A 17,983-nucleotide genomic window follows, 5' to 3' on the forward strand; every position below is an offset into this window, starting at 1 on the left:
GCTTAGACCTCGATTGTTTTGGGACGGCGACGTTCAAACCACATCACAATGATGAGGCGCGTCACGAAAATGGCGGTAAAAACCGATGTGATGATGCCGAGGCCGAGGGTGATAGCAAACCCTTTGACCGGACCGGAGCCCATGACAAACAGGATGGTCGCGGTGATCAACGTGGTGATGTTGGCGTCTACGATGGCGCTCAGAGCTTTTTCATACCCAAGCTCGATGGCGCGCACAGGACCACGCCTGGCCTTGAGTTCCTCGCGGATCCGCTCGAACACAAGCACGTTGGCGTCAACCGCCATACCGATGGTCAACACGATCCCCGCAATACCCGGAAGCGTCAGCGTCGCGCCAAAGATCGACAGCAGGCCGAAGATAAGCCCGACGTTGATGATAAGCGCAATGTTGGCGAAGACCCCAAAGGTGCCATAGGCCAGCACCATAAACACCAGCACGCCCACAAAGGCGACGATACACGCGATACGCCCTGCATCAATACTGTCTTGCCCAAGCTCTGGGCCAATGGTGCGTTCTTCAAGGAAGGTCATCTTGGCGGGCAAGGCCCCTGCGCGCAGGAGGATCGCCATCTGGGTGGTTTCTTCGACGGTAAAGTTACCGGTGATGATACCAGAGCCGCCAGAGATATGGCTTTGGATGGTCGGTGCGGAAATGACTTCCTCGTCAAGCACAATGGCGAAAGGAGAGCCGATATTCTCGGCTGTATAGTCGCCGAACTTGCGTCCACCGGATGCGTTAAACGTGAAGGCCACGGCGGGGCGACCATTCTGGTCAAACTGCGGCGACGCCGTTGTGAGGTCTTCGCCCGTTACAACAGGTGTTTTCTCAAGGACGTAGAAGATGCCCTCTTCGTCAAGCGATGGATAGAGCAACTCGCGTGAATTCACGCGCTCGCTGTCGCTGCTGGTGCGGCGAACAACGGGGTGGAAGGTCAGCTTGGCAGTGGAGCCAATAAGCGTTTTCAACTCTTCCGCCGAGCCGATGCCCGGCACCTGAATAAGAATGCGATCTTCGCCTTGGCGCTGGATGGTAGGCTCGCGGGTCCCTGCGGCATCCACACGGCGGCGGACAACCTCAAGCGAGGTACCCATTGTGCGCTCATCCGTGGCGAGTTTCTCGGCTTCGGACAAGGCGACCTTCAGCAAATCGCCATCGGCAGTCACCTCTAGATCGCTTTGCCCAACACCTGTGAGCGTCACAACCGGACGCGACAGCTCGCGGACGAGCTCCATCGCACGGGTCATATTCTCAGGGTTTTGCAGACGGACATGCAATTCGCCAAGATCATTCTTGACCTCGCGGATCGGTCCGACATCGCCAGCCCGCAGCGCATCACGCACTTCGGGCCACATGCCGTCCATACGGTCGGCATAAACTTCGGCCAAATTCACCTCGGCCAGCAAATGCGCCCCGCCCCGAAGGTCGAGGCCCAGATTGACCAGACCAGACGGAAGGAACTCCGGCCACAAACCGGCTGCCTCCTGATCGGCGGGCGTACCCACCCCTGCGTCAATCGCCTTGTGGGCGTCGTTGAAGCTTTCGACCCGAGGGTAAAAAGCATTTGGCAGGGCGAAGAGCAATCCAACAGCGCAAAGCGCCCAGATCACAACTCGCTTCCAGAAAGCGATTTGAAGCATAATGTCCGTCCGTCGTCGTTGCTTGGCCGCCTATAAATGCGGCCCTGTCTGATCGGCTTAGTTGTTTGCAGGCTCTGTTTTATTGAGAACCTGTGCGATTGTGGTCTGCACGACGCGCACTTTAACGCCTTCGGACAGCTCAACCTCAAGCTCGTTGTTGTCTTTGACTTTGGTGACCTTACCGATCAACCCGCCTTGTGTCACAACCTGATCGCCACGCTTAAGAGCGGACACCATATTTTTGTGCTCTTTGAGCTTCTTTTGCTGGGGGCGGATCATGAGGAAATACATGATCGCGAAGATCAGGATCAGCGGCAAAAATTGCATGGCTGCGCCTGCGCCACCACCAGCGGCCTGAGCATAAGCGGGAGTTACGAGCATTAGGGTCGTCCTTTTCTTTGTGTGTTAGCGCAAAATGCACCACGAATTCTGGCGCGCACCCTATATGTGGCCCAAATGCTTGGCAAGGTGGCGCGACTGCATTTCTCCCTTTCCTTCAAGGGAGGTTCTAAGGCATATGGTGCGCACGACGCATAGATCAACACAAAGGACAGACGACATGCACGACATTCGCCAAATCCGCGAAAACCCCGCCGCTTTTGATGCCGCTATGGCTCGCCGTGGGCTGTCGTCTCTCTCCGAAGAGATCCTTGCCCTCGACGCTGCCCGCCGCGAAAAGATCGCCGCAGCCGAAGATGCCCTTGCTACACGCAACAAAGCCAGCAAGGAAGTCGGCGCTGCAAAGGCCCGTGGGGATGAGGAAGAGTTTGAACGCCTGCGCGCGCTAGTTGCCGAGAAAAAGGCAGAGATCGCGACACTGGAGGAGGAAGCCAAAGCAGAAGACGCCAAGCTGCGCGATCTGTTGATGGGTTTGCCAAATGCTCCGGCTGATGACATTCCTGACGGCGACGATGAAGACGATAACGTCGAAATCCGCCGCTGGGGAACGCCACGCGAGTTCTCGTTCAAGCCAAAAGAACACTATGAAATCAAAGCCGTACAAGACGGAATGGATTTCGAAACCGCCGCCAAACTCTCGGGCAGCCGCTTTGTTGTGCTCTCGGGTGCTGTGGCGCGGCTACACCGTGCGCTTGGGCAGTTCATGATCGACACACATATTGATCAACACGGCCTGACCGAAACCAACACACCGGTTTTGGTGCGCACTGAGATGATGGAAGGCACAGGGCAACTGCCGAAGTTCGGCGAAGATAGCTATCAGACCACAAACGGTTGGTGGCTCATCCCGACGGCTGAGGTGACGCTGACCAACATCGTCAACAACACGACGATCTCGGAGTCCTATTTGCCCCGCCGCTATGTTGCGCAAACACAATGTTTCCGTTCGGAAGCTGGCTCGGCAGGGCGCGACACCGCGGGCATGCTCCGACAGCACCAATTCGAGAAAGTCGAAATGGTCTCGATCACACGCCCAGAAGACTCGGAGGCGGAACACAAGCGGATGACAGAATGTGCGCAAAACATTCTTGAGGCGCTTGGCCTTCCCTATCGCACGGTTGTCCTCTGTACGGGGGATCTTGGGTTCGGCATGAAACGCACCCACGATATGGAAGTCTGGCTCCCTGGGCAGGACCAATATCGCGAAGTGTCTTCGGTATCGCTTGCGGGTGACTTCCAAGCGCGGCGGATGAATGCACGCTACAAGCCCGCCGAGGGTGGCAAGCCGGAATTCGTCCATACGCTCAATGGCTCTGGCCTTGCGATCGGACGGACGCTGATTGCGGTTCTGGAAAACGGACAGGAAGAGGACGGCTCCGTCACCCTGCCCGCTTGCTTGCACGCTTATCTTGGCGGCAAGACGCGCATCACTGCCGAAGGCCAATTGGTCTAGGCAATACAAACACGTCTATTTAGGGGCCCGCAGTGCATTTCACACTGCGGGCCCTTTTTCTCCCCTTAGAGGTCTTAGAACCTCCAGGACGCTCTTAGTCCAACGCTTGTTGCGTCTGCGTCAATGCCGGACCCAGCGATGTCTTTAAATTCATGCTGGAGTACTTCCAAGCCAATCACGGTCTGTGGCGCGATCTCATAAGCGGCACCAAGGCCCAAGAACCCGCCCCACTCGTCGCCGACTCCATCTACATTGACCTGAGCAGAACCAGCAGCGACATAAAGCAATGTCGAGCCTAGGTCGTAACCAGCAGTGACTTTCAAGCGCATCACGCTATCCGCAGTCACAGCACCTGGAACAAGCTCTACATCAGCAGCGTCATACTCGAATTCACCGCCAAGAACGGCCTCGCCCAAGTCAAAGCGATATCCAGCGTGGACACCGAGTGTGGTGCTATTGCCATCAACACCGTCAAGGCTTGTATCAATACTTAGGTTGCCAATTCCCCCACCGGCATAGAAGCCGGACCAATCCTGAGCGAGCGCCGAAGATGTTGACATCGCCAAAACGGCCGCGCCTAATGCAAATTTGTTTTTCACTTTTGCCTCCATAATCGTGGCTCGAGCAAAACAACTTGCCCGAAGTTTCAGTACTCCAATTACGAGGCCCGACTCGTGTTGGATCAATTAAGGACGTGAAGTGATGATGACGTTTTCGTGAGGTCTGTGAGATATCTGGAAAATCGCGATCTAGGTGAGAGCATTGTGAAACGAGATTAAATGCTGTCGTCTGAGGTCGGTCGCGTGGCAAAATCAATACAACAAGCCGATCGAACAGGCCCCCTGTCCCTCCCAATTAATATTAAACTAGGGATTGGGTATGCCGCCACCAACGGTTCACCACAAATGGCGGAAACCTGCGAGATCGGCGCACAGCAACGGCGGGCTACGGCATGGTTCAAAGCCCCATTTCACCACGCTCCAAACGCAAAAAAGCCCGCGCAACGCACGGGCCTTTTCTTTGATCATCTGAGCAGTCGTTATTCGTCTGCGGCCCCTTTGCCGAGGTGCTTGCGCAGTCGGCTTGGGGTGGATTTTTTGCGATCCTTGTAGGGGTTCGCAGCGGCTTGGCTACGCATGTAAAGTCGGATCGGCGTTCCGGGCATATCAAAGTCCTCTCGCAACCCATTGATAAGATAACGAGAATAACTTTCGGGCAGCTTCTCTGGATGCGAACACATCACAACAAATCCCGGCGGGCGGGTTTTGGCTTGTGTCATATAGCGAAGCTTGATCCGACGGCCACCAGGTGCGGGGGGCGGATGGGCCTCCATCATGGCCATGAGCCAGCGGTTCAGCTGGCTGGTGGTGACGCGGCGGTTCCAGACCTCATGAGCACGCATGATGGCATCCTGAAGGCGATCCATACCACGGCCCGTTTTGGCCGATACGGTCACCAAAGGCGCGCCGCGCAATTGCGGCAGGAGGCGCTCGAAGGATTCGCGCAAGTCTTTGAGTTTCTGCTGTTTATGCGGCTCAACGTCCCATTTGTTTACAGCTACGACAACAGCCCGCCCTTCGCGTTCGACAAGGTCGGCGAGACGCAAATCTTGTTGCTCGAAAGGGATCGCCGCATCAAGCAGTACAACAACAACCTCGGCAAATTTCACCGCGCGCAAGCCATCGGATACCGATAGTTTCTCGAGCTTTTCCTGAACCTTGGCGCGTTTACGCATTCCGGCCGTATCAAAGAGGCGAACAGGCACGCCGTTCCAATCCACCTGCACCGAAATCGAGTCTCGTGTGATCCCTGCTTCGGGGCCGGTAAGAAGACGATCTTCGCCAAGCAACTGGTTGATAAGCGTGGATTTTCCTGCATTCGGACGGCCAACAACCGCAACTTGAAGCGGTTTGGCTTTGGTCGGAACGCGCGGGGCGTCCTCATCCTCGTCCTCGTCGATTTCAACGTCTGTTTCCGGCTCGAAACTTTCCTGTTTCTCGGCAAGCTCATCCGCGATTGGTGCAAGCATTGTATAAAGCTCGCTTACCCCTTCGCCGTGCTCCGCAGATAGGCTTAGCGGATCGCCAAGACCAAGCGAATAGGCTTCCAACGCTCCGGCTTCACCGGCTTTGCCCTCGGCCTTGTTCGCGGCAAGAATAACGTGATCGGCCCGCTTGCGCAGGATTTCGGCAAACACGCGATCTGTTGCTGTGACCCCTGCCCGCGCGTCGATCATAAAAAGGCAAACATCGGCCATATCAACCGCGCGCTCTGTCAGTGCCCGCATCCGCCCCTGAAGGCTTTCATCGGTCGCTTCTTCAAGTCCCGCCGTATCAATCACGGTAAATTTCAAATCGGCAATCCGCGCCGCACCTTCGCGCAAGTCGCGCGTCACGCCGGGTTGGTCGTCAACCAAGGCGAGTCGTTTGCCAACAAGGCGGTTAAACAACGTGGATTTCCCAACATTTGGGCGGCCCACGATGGCAAGGGTAAAGCTCATATCATGCTCCAATGCACGGATCAGACGGCTCCGTATCACGATACGGGGCGCGACTTAAAGCGTTTTTCACAAGGGCTGGTGAAATTAGCCCTAGCGGTAGGCCAGAAGGTTGCCCGCAGTCGTCACGATATAAAGCGTGTTATTGACCACAATCGGGTTTGTCGTTGCGCCATCGGGCAATTCGATCCGTGCAACCTCGCGGCCATCGGTTGGGTCAAAGCTGCGCAGGTAACCGTCCGTTGACGCCAGCCAAAGCCGTCCGCCCGCAAGAACGGGGCCGTGGTGGGCATAGATGGTTTTGCGCTTCTTGATCTTTTCGGCCTCGAAGTACGGCAGATCCACCTTCCAGATGATGTCCCCTGTATTGGCGTTGAGCCGCACGAGCTTTGCCTGATCGCTCACAAGGAACACAGAGCCTCCGGCCACCCAAAGCGGGCCGGTTGAGCCTTCTCGTGCGGTCCATTTCAGATCACCGCTGCGCAGATCAAGCGCCACGGTGCGACCGGAAGCGTTGGCCGCATAGACGGTACTGCCGACAACAACAGGATCGCCGGTAATGTCAGTGATCCCTGCATAGGCGGCCCCCGGACGACGACCCGAAACCGAGGATGCCCAAAGCCGCACGCCACCGCGTCGGAAGGCAGAAAGTATCTCGCCCGAGCTAAACGGGAACAGAACACGGTCCCCTGAAATTGCCGGTCCTGCGCTGCCGACGATGCTTGTCGGGCTCGGGGTTCCGGGGATTTGCCACTGCACGCGGCCGTTCTTGATGTTGACCGCCCAAGCGATGTTGTCGCGGCTCACCGCATAGACAAGGTCGCCATAGATGGTTGGGTTGCTGTTGAAATTCGCGTCGACCCGCTGCGTCCAGAGTTCGGCACCAGTTTTCACGTTCAACGCGACCATCTCGCCAAAGCCCGTAACGGCAATCAACACATCATTCGCCACCGCAAGACCGCCACCAGAGGTTTCGCCCGAGCGGTCACCTGTTGGCGTGAGGTCAACAGACCAAAGCTGGCCGCCATTGGTCGCATGAGCCGAAACGCGCGCGCGGCTGTCGAGCGTAAAAATGCGCCCGTTGGCGGCGACAGGATCGGTTGAGAGGCGGTTCTTGCGGCTATCGCCCTCCCCGATTGACGCACTCCAGAGCGGAGCAAGCGTACTGCGAAGGGACGGATTGCCGAGGTAATGGCTTGTGCCGCCGTTTCGATGTGTCCAGTTGGCGTTATTCACGGCCCGTGGCGCAGAGAAGGATTGCTTGCGGTTAACCTGCGGCTCGGTTGTTGCTGCTGAATCCTCGAATGGTGCGCGGATATCTAGCCGCTCGCCGGGCAGAATAACCTCTTTATCGGAACAGCCCATAACCGTAAGCGCAACTACGGCCAAAAGACCGGTGCGCAGCGGCGTAAACCCAGCATAGGCAGAGCGTGACGCGGACGAAACACCATTCATCAAAGGCTTTCCAGTACTCAAACACTTGTGAAGGATCATTTTTTGCCCTGTTCCAAATTCGCCGGCAGAGTAACACATGCGCCACGTGGGCCAAGCCCGATTCGCTGTGACATACTCTGCACCGCGTCAGGATTGGGCGCAAATAACAAGCGCCCACAGCCCCGTTACGGTGCAGGAATTCGCTATTGAGCGGCTTCCGGAGCGCCCAGAACCACAAGCCATTGGCCGATACGCTGGCGCAGCGCCGGTGTCGCGAGGGAATCGTCAGCAATGGATTGCAGGCGCGCAGTGGCCGCATCAAGGTCGCCAGCACCCGCATCAATTAGAGCGATTTGCTCCTCTGCCAAGAGCCGGAACGGCGCTCCCGGTGCGGTCAGCTCGGAAAATGCCGCTTTGCGTTCGTCATCCGAAGCCGTCGCATCAAGGGACAGCGCGTATTTGAACTTGGCCAATTGCTTATAAACATCGCTCACGTCGTCATCGGCGACAATCGCCTGTAAAAGGCTCTGTTCGCCAGCGGTATCACCCGAAGCGCCCATTTCGGCAGCTTTCAGCAGATCAAGCATTGCGCCTGCATCGCCCTCTTTGGCAGGAATTTCGTTCAATGCGGCAAGGCGAGCGTCGCTGCTTTCCAGCAAAAGCGCCTGATCCAGAGAATCGCCAAAGACCTGCGCATCCCGCGCGATCCCAGCTTTGCGGGCCTCGTTCAACGCTGTGCCGCCAACAAGCAGAACAACAAGCGCGGCCGCAACCCACCAGTATTTACGCACAAACGCGTAAAACTGGTCCTTCTGGACCTCTTCGTTAACCTCATTAATAAAACTGTCGGTATCGCTCACGGCTGTCTCCTGCCCCTAAACACTAGGTTTCCCCTCTCTTACCCCGAAGGCAAAGCCCTTGGCAACGCGTTGTCACGGGCCATTGTAAGAACACATAAAAAACATAGGATTGCCGACTGTGGCTCCTACTTGCAACACAGTCGCAAAGAAAATAAACTGAACCGTGCGGTTTAGACAAGTTTTCGAGGATTCGGTTTGAAATTCAGGACCAAACGCCTATGTGAAATAGCTGTTAACCCTTTTATATTTGAAACACGCCAATTTTCGGCAATTTACGAATAAGAACGCCAGAGGACTCAATGCGCCCAATTTCCTTGATAACAGCCGGACTTGTTTCGGCTTTTCTGTTTTTCCTCGTCATTGAGCGCGAAGCATTGCTCGGCATAGCCGGCGCAAGCGAAGGGGACGCAGCCACAGAAATCACTCCTGAAGTCGAGGCCGCCTCTAAACCTGTTCACAAAGTTAAAGTCGTGGCACTGAAATCTACGGCCCAGAATATCGAGAACGCTGTGCTTTTGCGGGGCCAAACCGAAGCGGCCCGCCAGTTGGAAGTGCGCTCCGAAACCAACGGCCTTGTCATTTCGGAACCGATCCGCAAGGGCGCTTTCGTTGAAGAAGGCACGCTCCTTTGCGAAATTGATCCAGGTACCCGCGCCGCAGATAAAACAGACGCAGACGCAATCTTGCTGCGCGCGCAGGCTGGTGTTCCCGAAGCGGAAGCCCGCGTTGCCGAAGCCGAGGCCCGCTTGAACGAAGCGGAAATCAATGACCGCGCAGCGCGGCGCCTCTCGGAAGGTGGCTTTGCCTCTGAAACGCGCGTGGCCTCCGCAAGAGCCGCGCTTGAGAGCGCGCATGCTGCGGTTGAATCGGCAAATGCTTCGCTTTCTGCTGCCTATTCCTCGATCAAATCCGCTGAGGCTCGCGTTGCTTCTGCCGAGAAAGAGCTGGAACGCCTGAACATCAAGGCTCCATTCTCCGGCTTGCTCGAAACCGACACGGCCGAGCTTGGCTCTCTGCTACAACCTGGGTCCGCCTGCGCAACGATCGTACAGCTTGATCCGATCAAGCTCGTGGGCTTTGTACCAGAAACCGAAGTCGACAAAATTCAGCTTAGCGCAAATGCGATGGCACGCCTTGCATCGGGCCGCGAAGTTGGTGGTCAGGTCTCGTTCCTATCGCGCTCCGCCGATCCAACCACGCGCACTTTCCGCGTTGAAGTGACTGTACCAAACAAAGACCTCTCGATCCGCGATGGTCAGACCGTTGAAATCGTCGTCGCCTCCGAAGGGTCGCTGGCGCATCTGTTGCCGCAATCCGCGCTGACGCTCAATGACCACGGCGACCTTGGTGTACGCCTTGTTGGAGATGACGACATCGTTGTCTTTAACGAAGTGCAGCTTCTACGTGATGGTGTTGATGGTGTATGGTTGGCTGGCCTGCCCGATGAGGCAAGCGTTATCACGTCGGGACAAGAGTTTGTCACCGATGGCGTGCATGTTGAAGTGACCTTCAAGGAGGCCGCCCAATGACCGGAATTGTTGACTGGGCCGGATCCCGTGCCCGAATGGTGCTTGCGTTTATCGCGATCTCGCTGATCGCGGGCGCAGCGGCGTACGTGGGTCTACCAAAAGAAGGAGAGCCGGACATTGAAATCCCGGCTCTTTTCGTTTCTGTCCCCTTCCCCGGCATTTCGGCCGAAGATGCGGAGACGCTACTGGTCCAGCCGATGGAAACGGAGCTTTCCGATCTGGACGGTCTGAAAACCATGTCGACCACCGCCGCAGAGGGCTATGCCGGCGCGGCGCTGGAGTTTGAATTCGGCTGGGACAAAACCAAGATTATCGCCGACGTTCGCGACAAGATGAACACCGTTGAGGCTGATTTTCCTGCAGGTGCGGATAAATACACCGTCAACGAAATCAACTTCTCTGAGTTTCCGATCATCATTGTAAACCTGTCAGGGGATTTACCCGAACGCACCCTCGTGCGTGTTGGTAAGGACCTTCAGGACCGTCTCGAAGGGCTTGAGCCTGTACTTGAGGCCGTTCTGGCAGGCTATCGCGATGAGATGGTCGAGGTCACAATCGATCCGCTCCGCCTGGAAGCCTACAACGTCACCGCGCCCGAGTTGATCAATGTTGTGACCAACAACAACCAGTTGATAGCCGCCGGTGAGGTTACAACGCCAAACGGTACATTTGCGGTAAAAATTCCATCAAGCTTTTCGACAGCGGATGACATTTACAACCTTCCGGTCAAAACAAACGGTGACCGTGTCGTAACCCTCGGCGATCTTGCCGACATCCGCCTCACCTTCGAAGACCGCGAAGGAACAGCACGTTTTAACGGTGAAACGACGGTGGCTTTGCAGGTTGTGAAACGCAAAGGCTACAACATCATCGACACCGCCGCCGCGGTGCGCGAAACCATTGATCAAGCCCGCTCCGAATGGCCGGAGCAGTTACAGGCCGCCGTATCAATGGGCACCTCGAACGACCAATCCCGCACGGTTGGCTCCATGGTGAGCCAGCTTGAAGGGTCTGTCCTGACGGCGATTGCGCTGGTGATGATCGTTGTGCTTGGTGCGCTTGGAACGCGTTCTGCGCTGCTCGTGGGTTTTGCAATTCCGACAAGCTTCCTGCTGTGTTTCGTGCTGCTTGGTGCCATGGGGATCACGATCTCCAACATTGTGATGTTCGGCCTAATTCTTGCTGTGGGGATGCTGGTTGATGGGGCGATCGTGGTCGTGGAATACGCCGACCGTCGCATCAAAGAGGGCGTTGGCCCGATGCACGCCTTTACCGATGCCGCGAAACGGATGTTCTGGCCCATCGTCAGTTCAACCGCGACAACGCTCTGTGCCTTCCTGCCGATGCTCTTCTGGCCTGGTGTCGCTGGTGAGTTCATGGGAATGTTGCCTGTTACGCTGATCTTCGTTCTTTCTGCATCGTTGATTGTTGCGCTGATCTACCTGCCGGTTCTCGGCGGTGTGTTCGGCCGCGGCTCGCGCATCATCGAGAATATTTCAGCCTGGCTGAAGCGCACCATGCCGTGGTGGGCGCGCGCGCTGCTCGTGCTGCCGATGTTCTATCTGCTGTTCCTCGGATTGATGCAGATTTTGAACCCGAGCTACCTGCTTGGTGATGCAGCAAGTTCCATGGGAATAACCGCAATCATTCCTGGTGCCCTGCTGTTCTTTATCGGGGCGGTTGGTGGCTCTGCGGCCATGGGTGCCGCTGCGATCCAGCGTAAGCCAAAAGCCGTGAAAGTCGGCAAAGGGCGCACGCCCTTTGGCCGGTTCATCCAGTTCATCGCAGGCAACCCGATCATGCCGCTGGTGACAATCGGCGTTGTCATCTTTGTTGTGGCAACGACCTTCAGCTATTTCGGCGCAAACAACAAAGGCGTTGAATTCTTCGTAGATGCCGAACCCGAACAAGCCATCATCTATGTGCGCCAACGCGGCAACCTTTCGCTTGAGGAAAAAGACGAGGCCGTGCGCACCGTTGAAAACATGATCCTTGGTGAAACGGGTGTTGAAAGCGTCTTTGCCTTTGCCGGTGCGGGTGGGCTCAACCAAAACGACGGCGGCGCAGGTGCGCCACGGGATTCCATTGGTCAGGCCCAAATCGAGCTTACAGCATGGGAAAAACGTCCAACTGTCAAAGAAGACTGGATTTTCGGCCTTCAGCGCGAGGTAATTGATCCGCTATACGACGGTAACGCCGTTCTGGACCGCCTTCAGGCCAAGCTTGATGCGATCCCCGGAATTCGCGTTGAAATCCTGAATCTTTCGCGCGGTCCGGCCTCGGCGAAACCGGTTCACCTTCGGATCAAGGGAGAAGATTGGGAAGACCTGCTGACCGCAGCAGAAACCGCACGCGCCAAGTTTGACGAAACCCCTGCCCTCATTGATATCGACGACACGATGCCGCTTCCCGGTATCGACTGGCAGATCGAAGTGGATGTGCAAAAAGCGGGCCGCTACGGCACCGACGTGGCCACAGTTGGCGGCATGGTCCAGCTTGTGACGCGCGGGCTGCTCCTCGACACCATGCGTGTTGAGAGTTCGGATGAAGAAATCGAAATCCGCGTGCGCTTCCCTGAAGATGATCGCGTCCTTTCAACGCTCGACAGCCTCCGCATCCGTACAAGCGAAGGGCTGGTGCCGCTGTCCAACTTCGTAACGCGCAAACCCGTTGCCAAGCTGGCCCAGATCGACCGCGTGGATCAGGTTCGTTACTTCGACGTAAAAGCTGGCGTTGCCGCTGGCTGGAGCTCAATTTCGCTGCCGCCGGCTGATGAAGAAACAACAGGCGAAACGCTCGCCTTTGTCTCTCCTGTGAGTGCAGAAGAAGTTGCCGAGGGCGCGGCGTATGACCTGACCAAAACGGTTTCCGGCACACAGGAATATTACAAATCGGAAGTGCTTCTTGACGGCGTAACCCTTGCCTCGGTTCAGGAACAGCTCGATACCAACAACGACCTTGTCATCGGTGTTGTGAACGCGAACGAGCGCATCACCGCGCTGACAGAATGGCTGAACCAAGAAGGCGTATTCCCCGAAACTGTGGAATGGGAGTGGACCGGCGATCAGGAAGACCAAGCCGAATCCGCAGACTTCTTGATGAAGGCCTTTGCGGGCGCGCTCGGGCTGATGTTCGTGATCCTGTTGGCGCAGTTCAACAGCTTCTACAACTCTGTTCTCGTGCTGATCGCGGTGGTCCTCTCGACCACGGGTGTGCTCATCGGGATGATCGTTATGGATCAGGCCTTCTCGATTATCATGACCGGAACAGGCATCGTGGCGCTGGCGGGTATTGTTGTGAACAACAACATCGTTCTGATCGACACCTATCAGGAATACTCCCGTTACATGCCACAGATCGAAGCCATCGTGCGCACGGCTCAAAACCGGATCCGTCCCGTGCTTTTGACCACAATCACGACAATGGCGGGCCTTGCGCCGATGATGTTTGGCCTCTCGCTCGACTTCATGAACGGCGGCTATTCGATCGACAGCCCGACCGCCCTGTGGTGGAAACAGCTTGCCACGGCGGTTGTGTTCGGCCTTGGTATCGCAACCGTCCTGACACTGGTCTTTACCCCGTCCCTACTCGCTGTACGGGTCTGGGCGGCGACCTATGTGCGCTGGATCGCGCGGGCCCTCGCCGCAATGTCTATGGGACGCGGCAGCCGTGCGGCACAAGACTGGGCGCTGCAACGCGAAGCCCGTCATGCCAAATCGCCACAGCTGGACTGGGGCAACTTGCTTGAGCCAGATGGGAAGGACGAAACCCTCCCCAACCTAGACGAGCTTGAGTCCGCTCTTGATCCAAAAGACGAGGATGCAAAAGACGCCTCCACGGACGAGACACCAGAGCCAGCGAATGACAGCAATGACGAAGAGACACCGCCAAAGCCCAAGGGCGACGGTCCCCTCGCCGCAGAATAGTCAGATCATATTCTAACGGGCCGGAGGTATTTCTTCGGCCCGTTTTTTGTTATCATAAGGCCGTTCTCATTTACTAAGGAGCTCAACCATGATCCGCGGATATATCGCCCAAAGTGCCGATGGTTTTGTCGCCGATAAAGATGGCGGCGTTGGTTTTCTGGACGCGTATCAAGGCGTCGATTATGGCTATGAGCCCTTCATGGCAGAGATCGACACCGTCGTCATGGGCCGCGCCACTTATGAACAGATCGTCGGGTTTGACGTGGGCTGGCCCTATGCGGGCAAGCGCGGCGTGGTGGTTACGTCCTCTCCGCTTGAAACGGTTTTGGGCGATGTGCGCGCATGGTCCCGCCCCCTATCCGAACTCGCAGACGATTTGGCCCAGAACACGGGCGACACATGGATTGTCGGCGGACCAAAGCTACAGGCCGCGTTCATTGAACTTGGCGCGCTGGAGCGGCTGGATCTGTTTGTGATGCCTGTCCTGCTTGGCGCAGGGGTTCCGCTTTTCGCCTCTGACAAAGGCGCGGTTCCCATGGAACTCGCCCAAAGCAAAAGCTTTGATAACGGCGTGATACAGCTTGAGTATCGCCTCGCCGCAAAAAGCGCTTAGGCCGCGTCCTCTTCGCTCTGCTGGCGCTGCCACATCGCCGCATACCGCGCGTTGTTGGCCAACAACTCATCATGGGTGCCGACTTCGGTAATCACACCTTTCTCAAGTACGATAATCCGGTCTGAATCCGCGATCGTCGAGAGACGGTGCGCGATGGTAATCACACTGCGGCCCTGTCCCATCGCTTTCAGACTGTCCTGAATATCGCGCTCGGTCTCTGTATCAAGCGCGCTGGTCGCCTCGTCCAAAAGCAGGATCGGCGGGTTTTTCAGCAAGGTACGGGCAATGCCCACGCGCTGCTTCTCTCCGCCCGAAAGCTTCAGCCCGCGCTCGCCCACTTGGGTATCGAACCCATCCGGCAGAGACATGATGAAATCATAAATCTTGGCCGCCTTTGCCGCATCTTCTATTTCGGTTTGGCTGGCCCCCTCACGGCCATAGGCGATGTTGTAGAGGATTGTATCGTTGAACAGCACCGTATCCTGCGGCACGACGCCAATCGCCTGATGCAGGCTCTCTTGGGTGACATCACGAATGTCTTGCCCGTCAATCCGAAGAGCGCCCGCGTTCACGTCAAAGAAACGGAACAGCAGTCGCCCGATGGTGGATTTGCCGCTGCCCGAAGGTCCAACGATGGCCACAGTCTCGCCCGCGCCAACGGTAAAATCCACACCCTTAAGGATCGGGCGGTTGGCGTCGTAGCCGAATTCGACGTGGTCAAAAGCGATCTCTCCGCCATTGATCTTAAGTGCGGGCGCGTTGGGCTTGTCCTGCACCTCGGCGGGTTGCTCCAAAAGGTCGAACATCTCGCCCATATCCACCAGCGCCTGCCGGATTTCGCGATAGACCGAGCCAAGGAAATTCAGCGGCATGGTGATCTGGATCATATAGGCGTTGACCATCACGAAATCGCCAACCGTCAGCGCGCCATTTTCTACACCAATCGCGGCCATAACCATCACAATCACAAGCCCTGCGGTGATCAAAACCGACTGCCCGAAATTCAGGAAGGCCAGCGAATAAGAGGTCTTGAGCGCGGCCTGTTCATAGCCTGCCATGGCAACATCATAGCGCGCGGCCTCGCGTTTCTCGGCGTTGAAATATTTGACCGTTTCAAAGTTCAACAGGCTGTCGATGGCCTTCTGGTTGGCGTCTTTATCCTGATCGTTCATCTCTTTGCGGATGCGTACGCGCCATTCGGTTACAGCAAAAGTGAACCAGACGTAAGCGGCAATCGTGACAACCACAACAACCAGATACCAGACATCAAACACCACATAGAGGATCGCGGCGATCATAATCAATTCAAGGATCAACGGCCCGATATTAAACAACAAAAACCGCAGGAGATATTCAACGCCCTTAACGCCGCGCTCAATAATCCGCGACAGCCCGCCTGTCTTGCGGGTGATGTGGTAACGCATGGAAAGTTGGTGAATATGCTCGAATGTTTCGATCGCAAGACTGCGGAGAGCCTGTTGGCCGACCTTTGCAAAAATCGCGTCCCGAAGCTGTTGAAAACCAACGTTGAGCGCGCGGGTCATCCCGTAAGCCAGCGTCAGCCCAACCGCGCCAAGGCCAAGCATCCACGCGGCTTGCTCGCCCTCACCCGCCAGTGCATCGACCGCAGCCTTATAGATCAGCGGCGCAACCACCGCGATCAACTTGGCCAGCAACAGCATAATCATCGAAGCGACGACGCGGCGTTTCACCCACGGGCGATCCTCTGGCCAGAGATATGGCGCAACGCGGCGCAGAACATTCCAGCCGCCCCCTTTCGGACCGGCATTCAGGGCAGCATCTGTTGGTGTTAGGCGGCGCATCAAATTCTCCGGCTGGCTGGGGCTGGCACGTTGGACGGACGCTCAGGTTAGTCAAGCCATTCAGGAATGACCAGAGGCGCGCATGATTTAGCATCCCCCATTTGCGCACAGCCGCCCTGCGTCTGGTGAATGGTATCGGTAAAACGAAAAAGGGCCAGCGCTCCCGCCGGCCCTCAATCTCATTCTGTACTCGTGCTTATTCTTCTTCAGGAACGGTAAACACCTGACCGGGATAGATAAGGTCCGGATCGCGGATAGCGTCGCGGTTGGCTTCAAACACGCGCACATAGAGAACACCATCGCCATAGCTGTCTTTGGCGATTCCCCAGAGCGTGTTTCCAGGCTGTACCGTGACGGCCTTGACCTTGGTTTCACCTGCTGCTGGTTGATCCGGCTTGGCGGCGGCAAGGGCTTCGACCTCCTCGCGCTTAAACGGCGATTCAACGCGGGCAATGACTTTGCCGCCAGCGTCGATCTGATCAACGCGCATGGCATAGATACCGGCGTTTACGTCATCCAGCGTGATGGACCAGTTCCCGTCCTCGGCAACTTTGCCCTCGGCGCGGAAACTGTTGTTGAGATAGAGCCGCAAGACAGATTGCGCATCACCGCGACCGGAAACAACCACATCACCGTTTGGCGCATAGGAGATCGCATCGATGGCGACGGTTCCCACGGGCAGTTCCGCCCCGCCAGGTTGCAAGACTTCGACACCCTCATCCGTTGCGAGCAACACCGCAGGGGCGGATTTTTCCTCTGGCTGTGCGGGTTCTTGTGGTTGCGCAGGCTGCTCTGGCTGGGTGGCCTCTGCTGTTTCTGTCGCACCCTCAGGCGCTGCTGGAGCGGCTGGCTCGGTGGGTGTTTCTGTAGTCTCCGAACCTTCAGCCTCAGCAACCACTGTTTCGCTCGCGGTTTCCGTAGCGGTTTCTGTGGCTGCTGTCTCTGACGTGTCGCTGCCTGTTTCCACACTGGCCAGCTCGGCTGCGTCGGCTGTAACCTCTGCGCCTTCAACCGGCGCAAGCACGACGCTTTCGTTCGAAGCCACCATGAAATCGTCTGTGCCCGCGTGAAGCGTCACGACCTGCGCAGAATCTGAAAGCTCAACTGAAAAGAGCTGCGCGAATTTGCCGTTCCCGTCCGCCTTTGCACGGCCAACTTCGGCTCCGTCGACCTTGATGATAATTTCCGCGCCGGGCGTTGCGGAGCCAGCAACAAGACCGTTGCCCTCTGCATCAACGCGCACAACGTCAAATGTTGGCGCGGGTGGCGCATCAACTTCTTCGGCATCTGTCGCAACGGAGTCAGCGGGTGGCGCTTCGGCGTCGGTTTCTGCTGCTTCGGTGCTCTCTCCTGCTTCAGCAGCGTCTTCGCCCGCAGTATTAGTTGCACCCTCGGTTTCCGCCGTCTCGGTTGCTTCATCCGCAGCATCATCACTTGCCTCATCTGAAGCAGGCGCGTCGTCTGCCTGCTCTTCTGCGGCATCCGCTGTGTCTTCTGCTTCAGCGGTTTCTTCAGTGACCGCACTTTCAGGCGCGCTTTCGGTTGCGCTTTCATCCGTTGTTGCGGTATTTGCGGTTTCAACGGCCTCTGTGCTCTGCTCTGTATCAAGCTCAGTTGTTTCTACAGCATCGTCTTGCTGCGACTGATAGAGCAGATAGCCCAGAAGCACCGCAACGATTGCTGCGCCGCCGCCTATAATTGCGCCACGGCTGCTTTTTGCAGATGCATTACCAGCATTTTCCCCGGATTTATTTTCCGCCATTTATTCCATTCCCCAATGGTCTTGCACCT

General features: G+C 56.8%; 12 protein-coding genes. 4 read left to right on the forward strand and 8 right to left on the reverse strand.

All coding sequences use genetic code 11. The features are described from left to right. Positions 1 to 2 precede the first annotated feature (2 nt). Together secD and yajC are read right to left on the reverse strand one after the other, a co-directional pair. Positions 3 to 1,658: a protein translocase subunit SecD gene (gene secD, locus OU789_RS08350; protein WP_274654982.1), complete on the reverse strand. Its 1,656-nt coding sequence runs from the start codon at positions 1,656 to 1,658 to the stop codon at positions 3 to 5. A gap of 57 nt (positions 1,659 to 1,715) precedes the next feature. Continuing rightward, a complete protein-coding gene (yajC, locus tag OU789_RS08355; protein WP_263952866.1) occupies positions 1,716 to 2,039 on the reverse strand; it encodes a preprotein translocase subunit YajC in 324 nt (107 codons plus the stop codon). A 178-nt stretch (positions 2,040 to 2,217) separates the two neighbouring features. Here yajC and serS point away from each other — a divergent pair, with 178 nt between their 5' ends. Then, a complete protein-coding gene (gene serS / locus OU789_RS08360; protein ID WP_274654985.1) occupies positions 2,218 to 3,510 on the forward strand; it encodes a serine--tRNA ligase in 1,293 nt (430 codons plus the stop codon). 74 nt (positions 3,511 to 3,584) lie between these two features. Here the strand turns inward: serS and OU789_RS08365 are convergent, their stop codons facing one another. The 4 genes from OU789_RS08365 to OU789_RS08380 all read right to left on the reverse strand — a co-directional run bounded on the left by OU789_RS08365 (position 3,585) and on the right by OU789_RS08380 (position 8,301). Next, positions 3,585 to 4,109 carry a porin family protein gene (locus OU789_RS08365; protein ID WP_274654987.1) on the reverse strand — a complete coding sequence of 175 codons (525 nt, stop codon included), beginning with the start codon at positions 4,107 to 4,109 and terminating at the stop codon, positions 3,585 to 3,587. A gap of 440 nt (positions 4,110 to 4,549) precedes the next feature. Continuing rightward, positions 4,550 to 6,010, reverse strand: coding sequence for a ribosome biogenesis GTPase Der (gene der, locus OU789_RS08370; protein ID WP_274654989.1), 1,461 nt, complete (start codon positions 6,008 to 6,010; stop codon positions 4,550 to 4,552). 90 nt (positions 6,011 to 6,100) lie between these two features. After that, positions 6,101 to 7,462 carry an outer membrane protein assembly factor BamB family protein gene (locus OU789_RS08375; protein ID WP_274654991.1) on the reverse strand — a complete coding sequence of 454 codons (1,362 nt, stop codon included), beginning with the start codon at positions 7,460 to 7,462 and terminating at the stop codon, positions 6,101 to 6,103. Positions 7,463 to 7,644: 182 nt separating this feature from the next. Next, on the reverse strand, positions 7,645 to 8,301 hold the full coding sequence (locus OU789_RS08380) for a hypothetical protein (protein ID WP_274654993.1): 657 nt from the start codon (positions 8,299 to 8,301) through the stop codon (positions 7,645 to 7,647). Positions 8,302 to 8,600: 299 nt separating this feature from the next. Here OU789_RS08380 and OU789_RS08385 point away from each other — a divergent pair, with 299 nt between their 5' ends. The 3 genes from OU789_RS08385 (at position 8,601) to OU789_RS08395 (ending at position 14,369) form a co-directional block, all read left to right on the forward strand. Then, positions 8,601 to 9,830 carry an efflux RND transporter periplasmic adaptor subunit gene (locus OU789_RS08385; RefSeq protein ID WP_274654995.1) on the forward strand — a complete coding sequence of 410 codons (1,230 nt, stop codon included), beginning with the start codon at positions 8,601 to 8,603 and terminating at the stop codon, positions 9,828 to 9,830. Further along, the gene (locus OU789_RS08390; RefSeq protein WP_274654997.1) at positions 9,827 to 13,756 is read left to right on the forward strand and encodes an efflux RND transporter permease subunit; all 3,930 of its coding nucleotides are present in this window, start codon (positions 9,827 to 9,829) and stop codon (positions 13,754 to 13,756) included. The genes OU789_RS08385 and OU789_RS08390 overlap by 4 nt, the downstream gene beginning before the upstream one ends. A gap of 88 nt (positions 13,757 to 13,844) precedes the next feature. After that, positions 13,845 to 14,369 carry a dihydrofolate reductase family protein gene (locus OU789_RS08395; RefSeq protein ID WP_274654999.1) on the forward strand — a complete coding sequence of 175 codons (525 nt, stop codon included), beginning with the start codon at positions 13,845 to 13,847 and terminating at the stop codon, positions 14,367 to 14,369. Here OU789_RS08395 and OU789_RS08400 read toward each other — a convergent pair. Both OU789_RS08400 and OU789_RS08405 read right to left on the reverse strand, forming a co-directional pair. Then, positions 14,366 to 16,192 carry an ABCB family ABC transporter ATP-binding protein/permease gene (locus OU789_RS08400; protein ID WP_263952857.1) on the reverse strand — a complete coding sequence of 609 codons (1,827 nt, stop codon included), beginning with the start codon at positions 16,190 to 16,192 and terminating at the stop codon, positions 14,366 to 14,368. The two genes, OU789_RS08395 and OU789_RS08400, sit on opposite strands and share 4 nt — an antisense overlap. 196 nt (positions 16,193 to 16,388) lie before the next feature. Then, positions 16,389 to 17,954, reverse strand: coding sequence for a LysM peptidoglycan-binding domain-containing protein (locus tag OU789_RS08405; protein WP_274655001.1), 1,566 nt, complete (start codon positions 17,952 to 17,954; stop codon positions 16,389 to 16,391). Positions 17,955 to 17,983: the final 29 nt, after the last annotated feature.

Source organism: Halocynthiibacter sp. C4 (assembly GCF_028823805.1).
GTDB classification, from domain to species: domain Bacteria; phylum Pseudomonadota; class Alphaproteobacteria; order Rhodobacterales; family Rhodobacteraceae; genus Falsihalocynthiibacter; species Falsihalocynthiibacter halioticoli.

Excerpts from the sequence above, each read along its gene's own strand:
- OU789_RS08390 (WP_274654997.1), top strand. The coding sequence starts at position 9,827 with ATGACCGGAATTGTTGACTGGGCCGGATCCCGTGCCCGAATGGTGCTT.
- OU789_RS08385 (WP_274654995.1), top strand. The coding sequence starts at position 8,601 with ATGCGCCCAATTTCCTTGATAACAGCCGGACTTGTTTCGGCTTTTCTG.
- serS (WP_274654985.1), top strand. The coding sequence starts at position 2,218 with ATGCACGACATTCGCCAAATCCGCGAAAACCCCGCCGCTTTTGATGCC.
- OU789_RS08405 (WP_274655001.1), bottom strand. The coding sequence starts at position 17,954 with ATGGCGGAAAATAAATCCGGGGAAAATGCTGGTAATGCATCTGCAAAA.
- OU789_RS08395 (WP_274654999.1), top strand. The coding sequence starts at position 13,845 with ATGATCCGCGGATATATCGCCCAAAGTGCCGATGGTTTTGTCGCCGAT.
- yajC (WP_263952866.1), bottom strand. The coding sequence starts at position 2,039 with ATGCTCGTAACTCCCGCTTATGCTCAGGCCGCTGGTGGTGGCGCAGGC.
- der (WP_274654989.1), bottom strand. The coding sequence starts at position 6,010 with ATGAGCTTTACCCTTGCCATCGTGGGCCGCCCAAATGTTGGGAAATCC.
- OU789_RS08400 (WP_263952857.1), bottom strand. The coding sequence starts at position 16,192 with ATGCGCCGCCTAACACCAACAGATGCTGCCCTGAATGCCGGTCCGAAA.
- secD (WP_274654982.1), bottom strand. The coding sequence starts at position 1,658 with ATGCTTCAAATCGCTTTCTGGAAGCGAGTTGTGATCTGGGCGCTTTGC.
- OU789_RS08375 (WP_274654991.1), bottom strand. The coding sequence starts at position 7,462 with ATGAATGGTGTTTCGTCCGCGTCACGCTCTGCCTATGCTGGGTTTACG.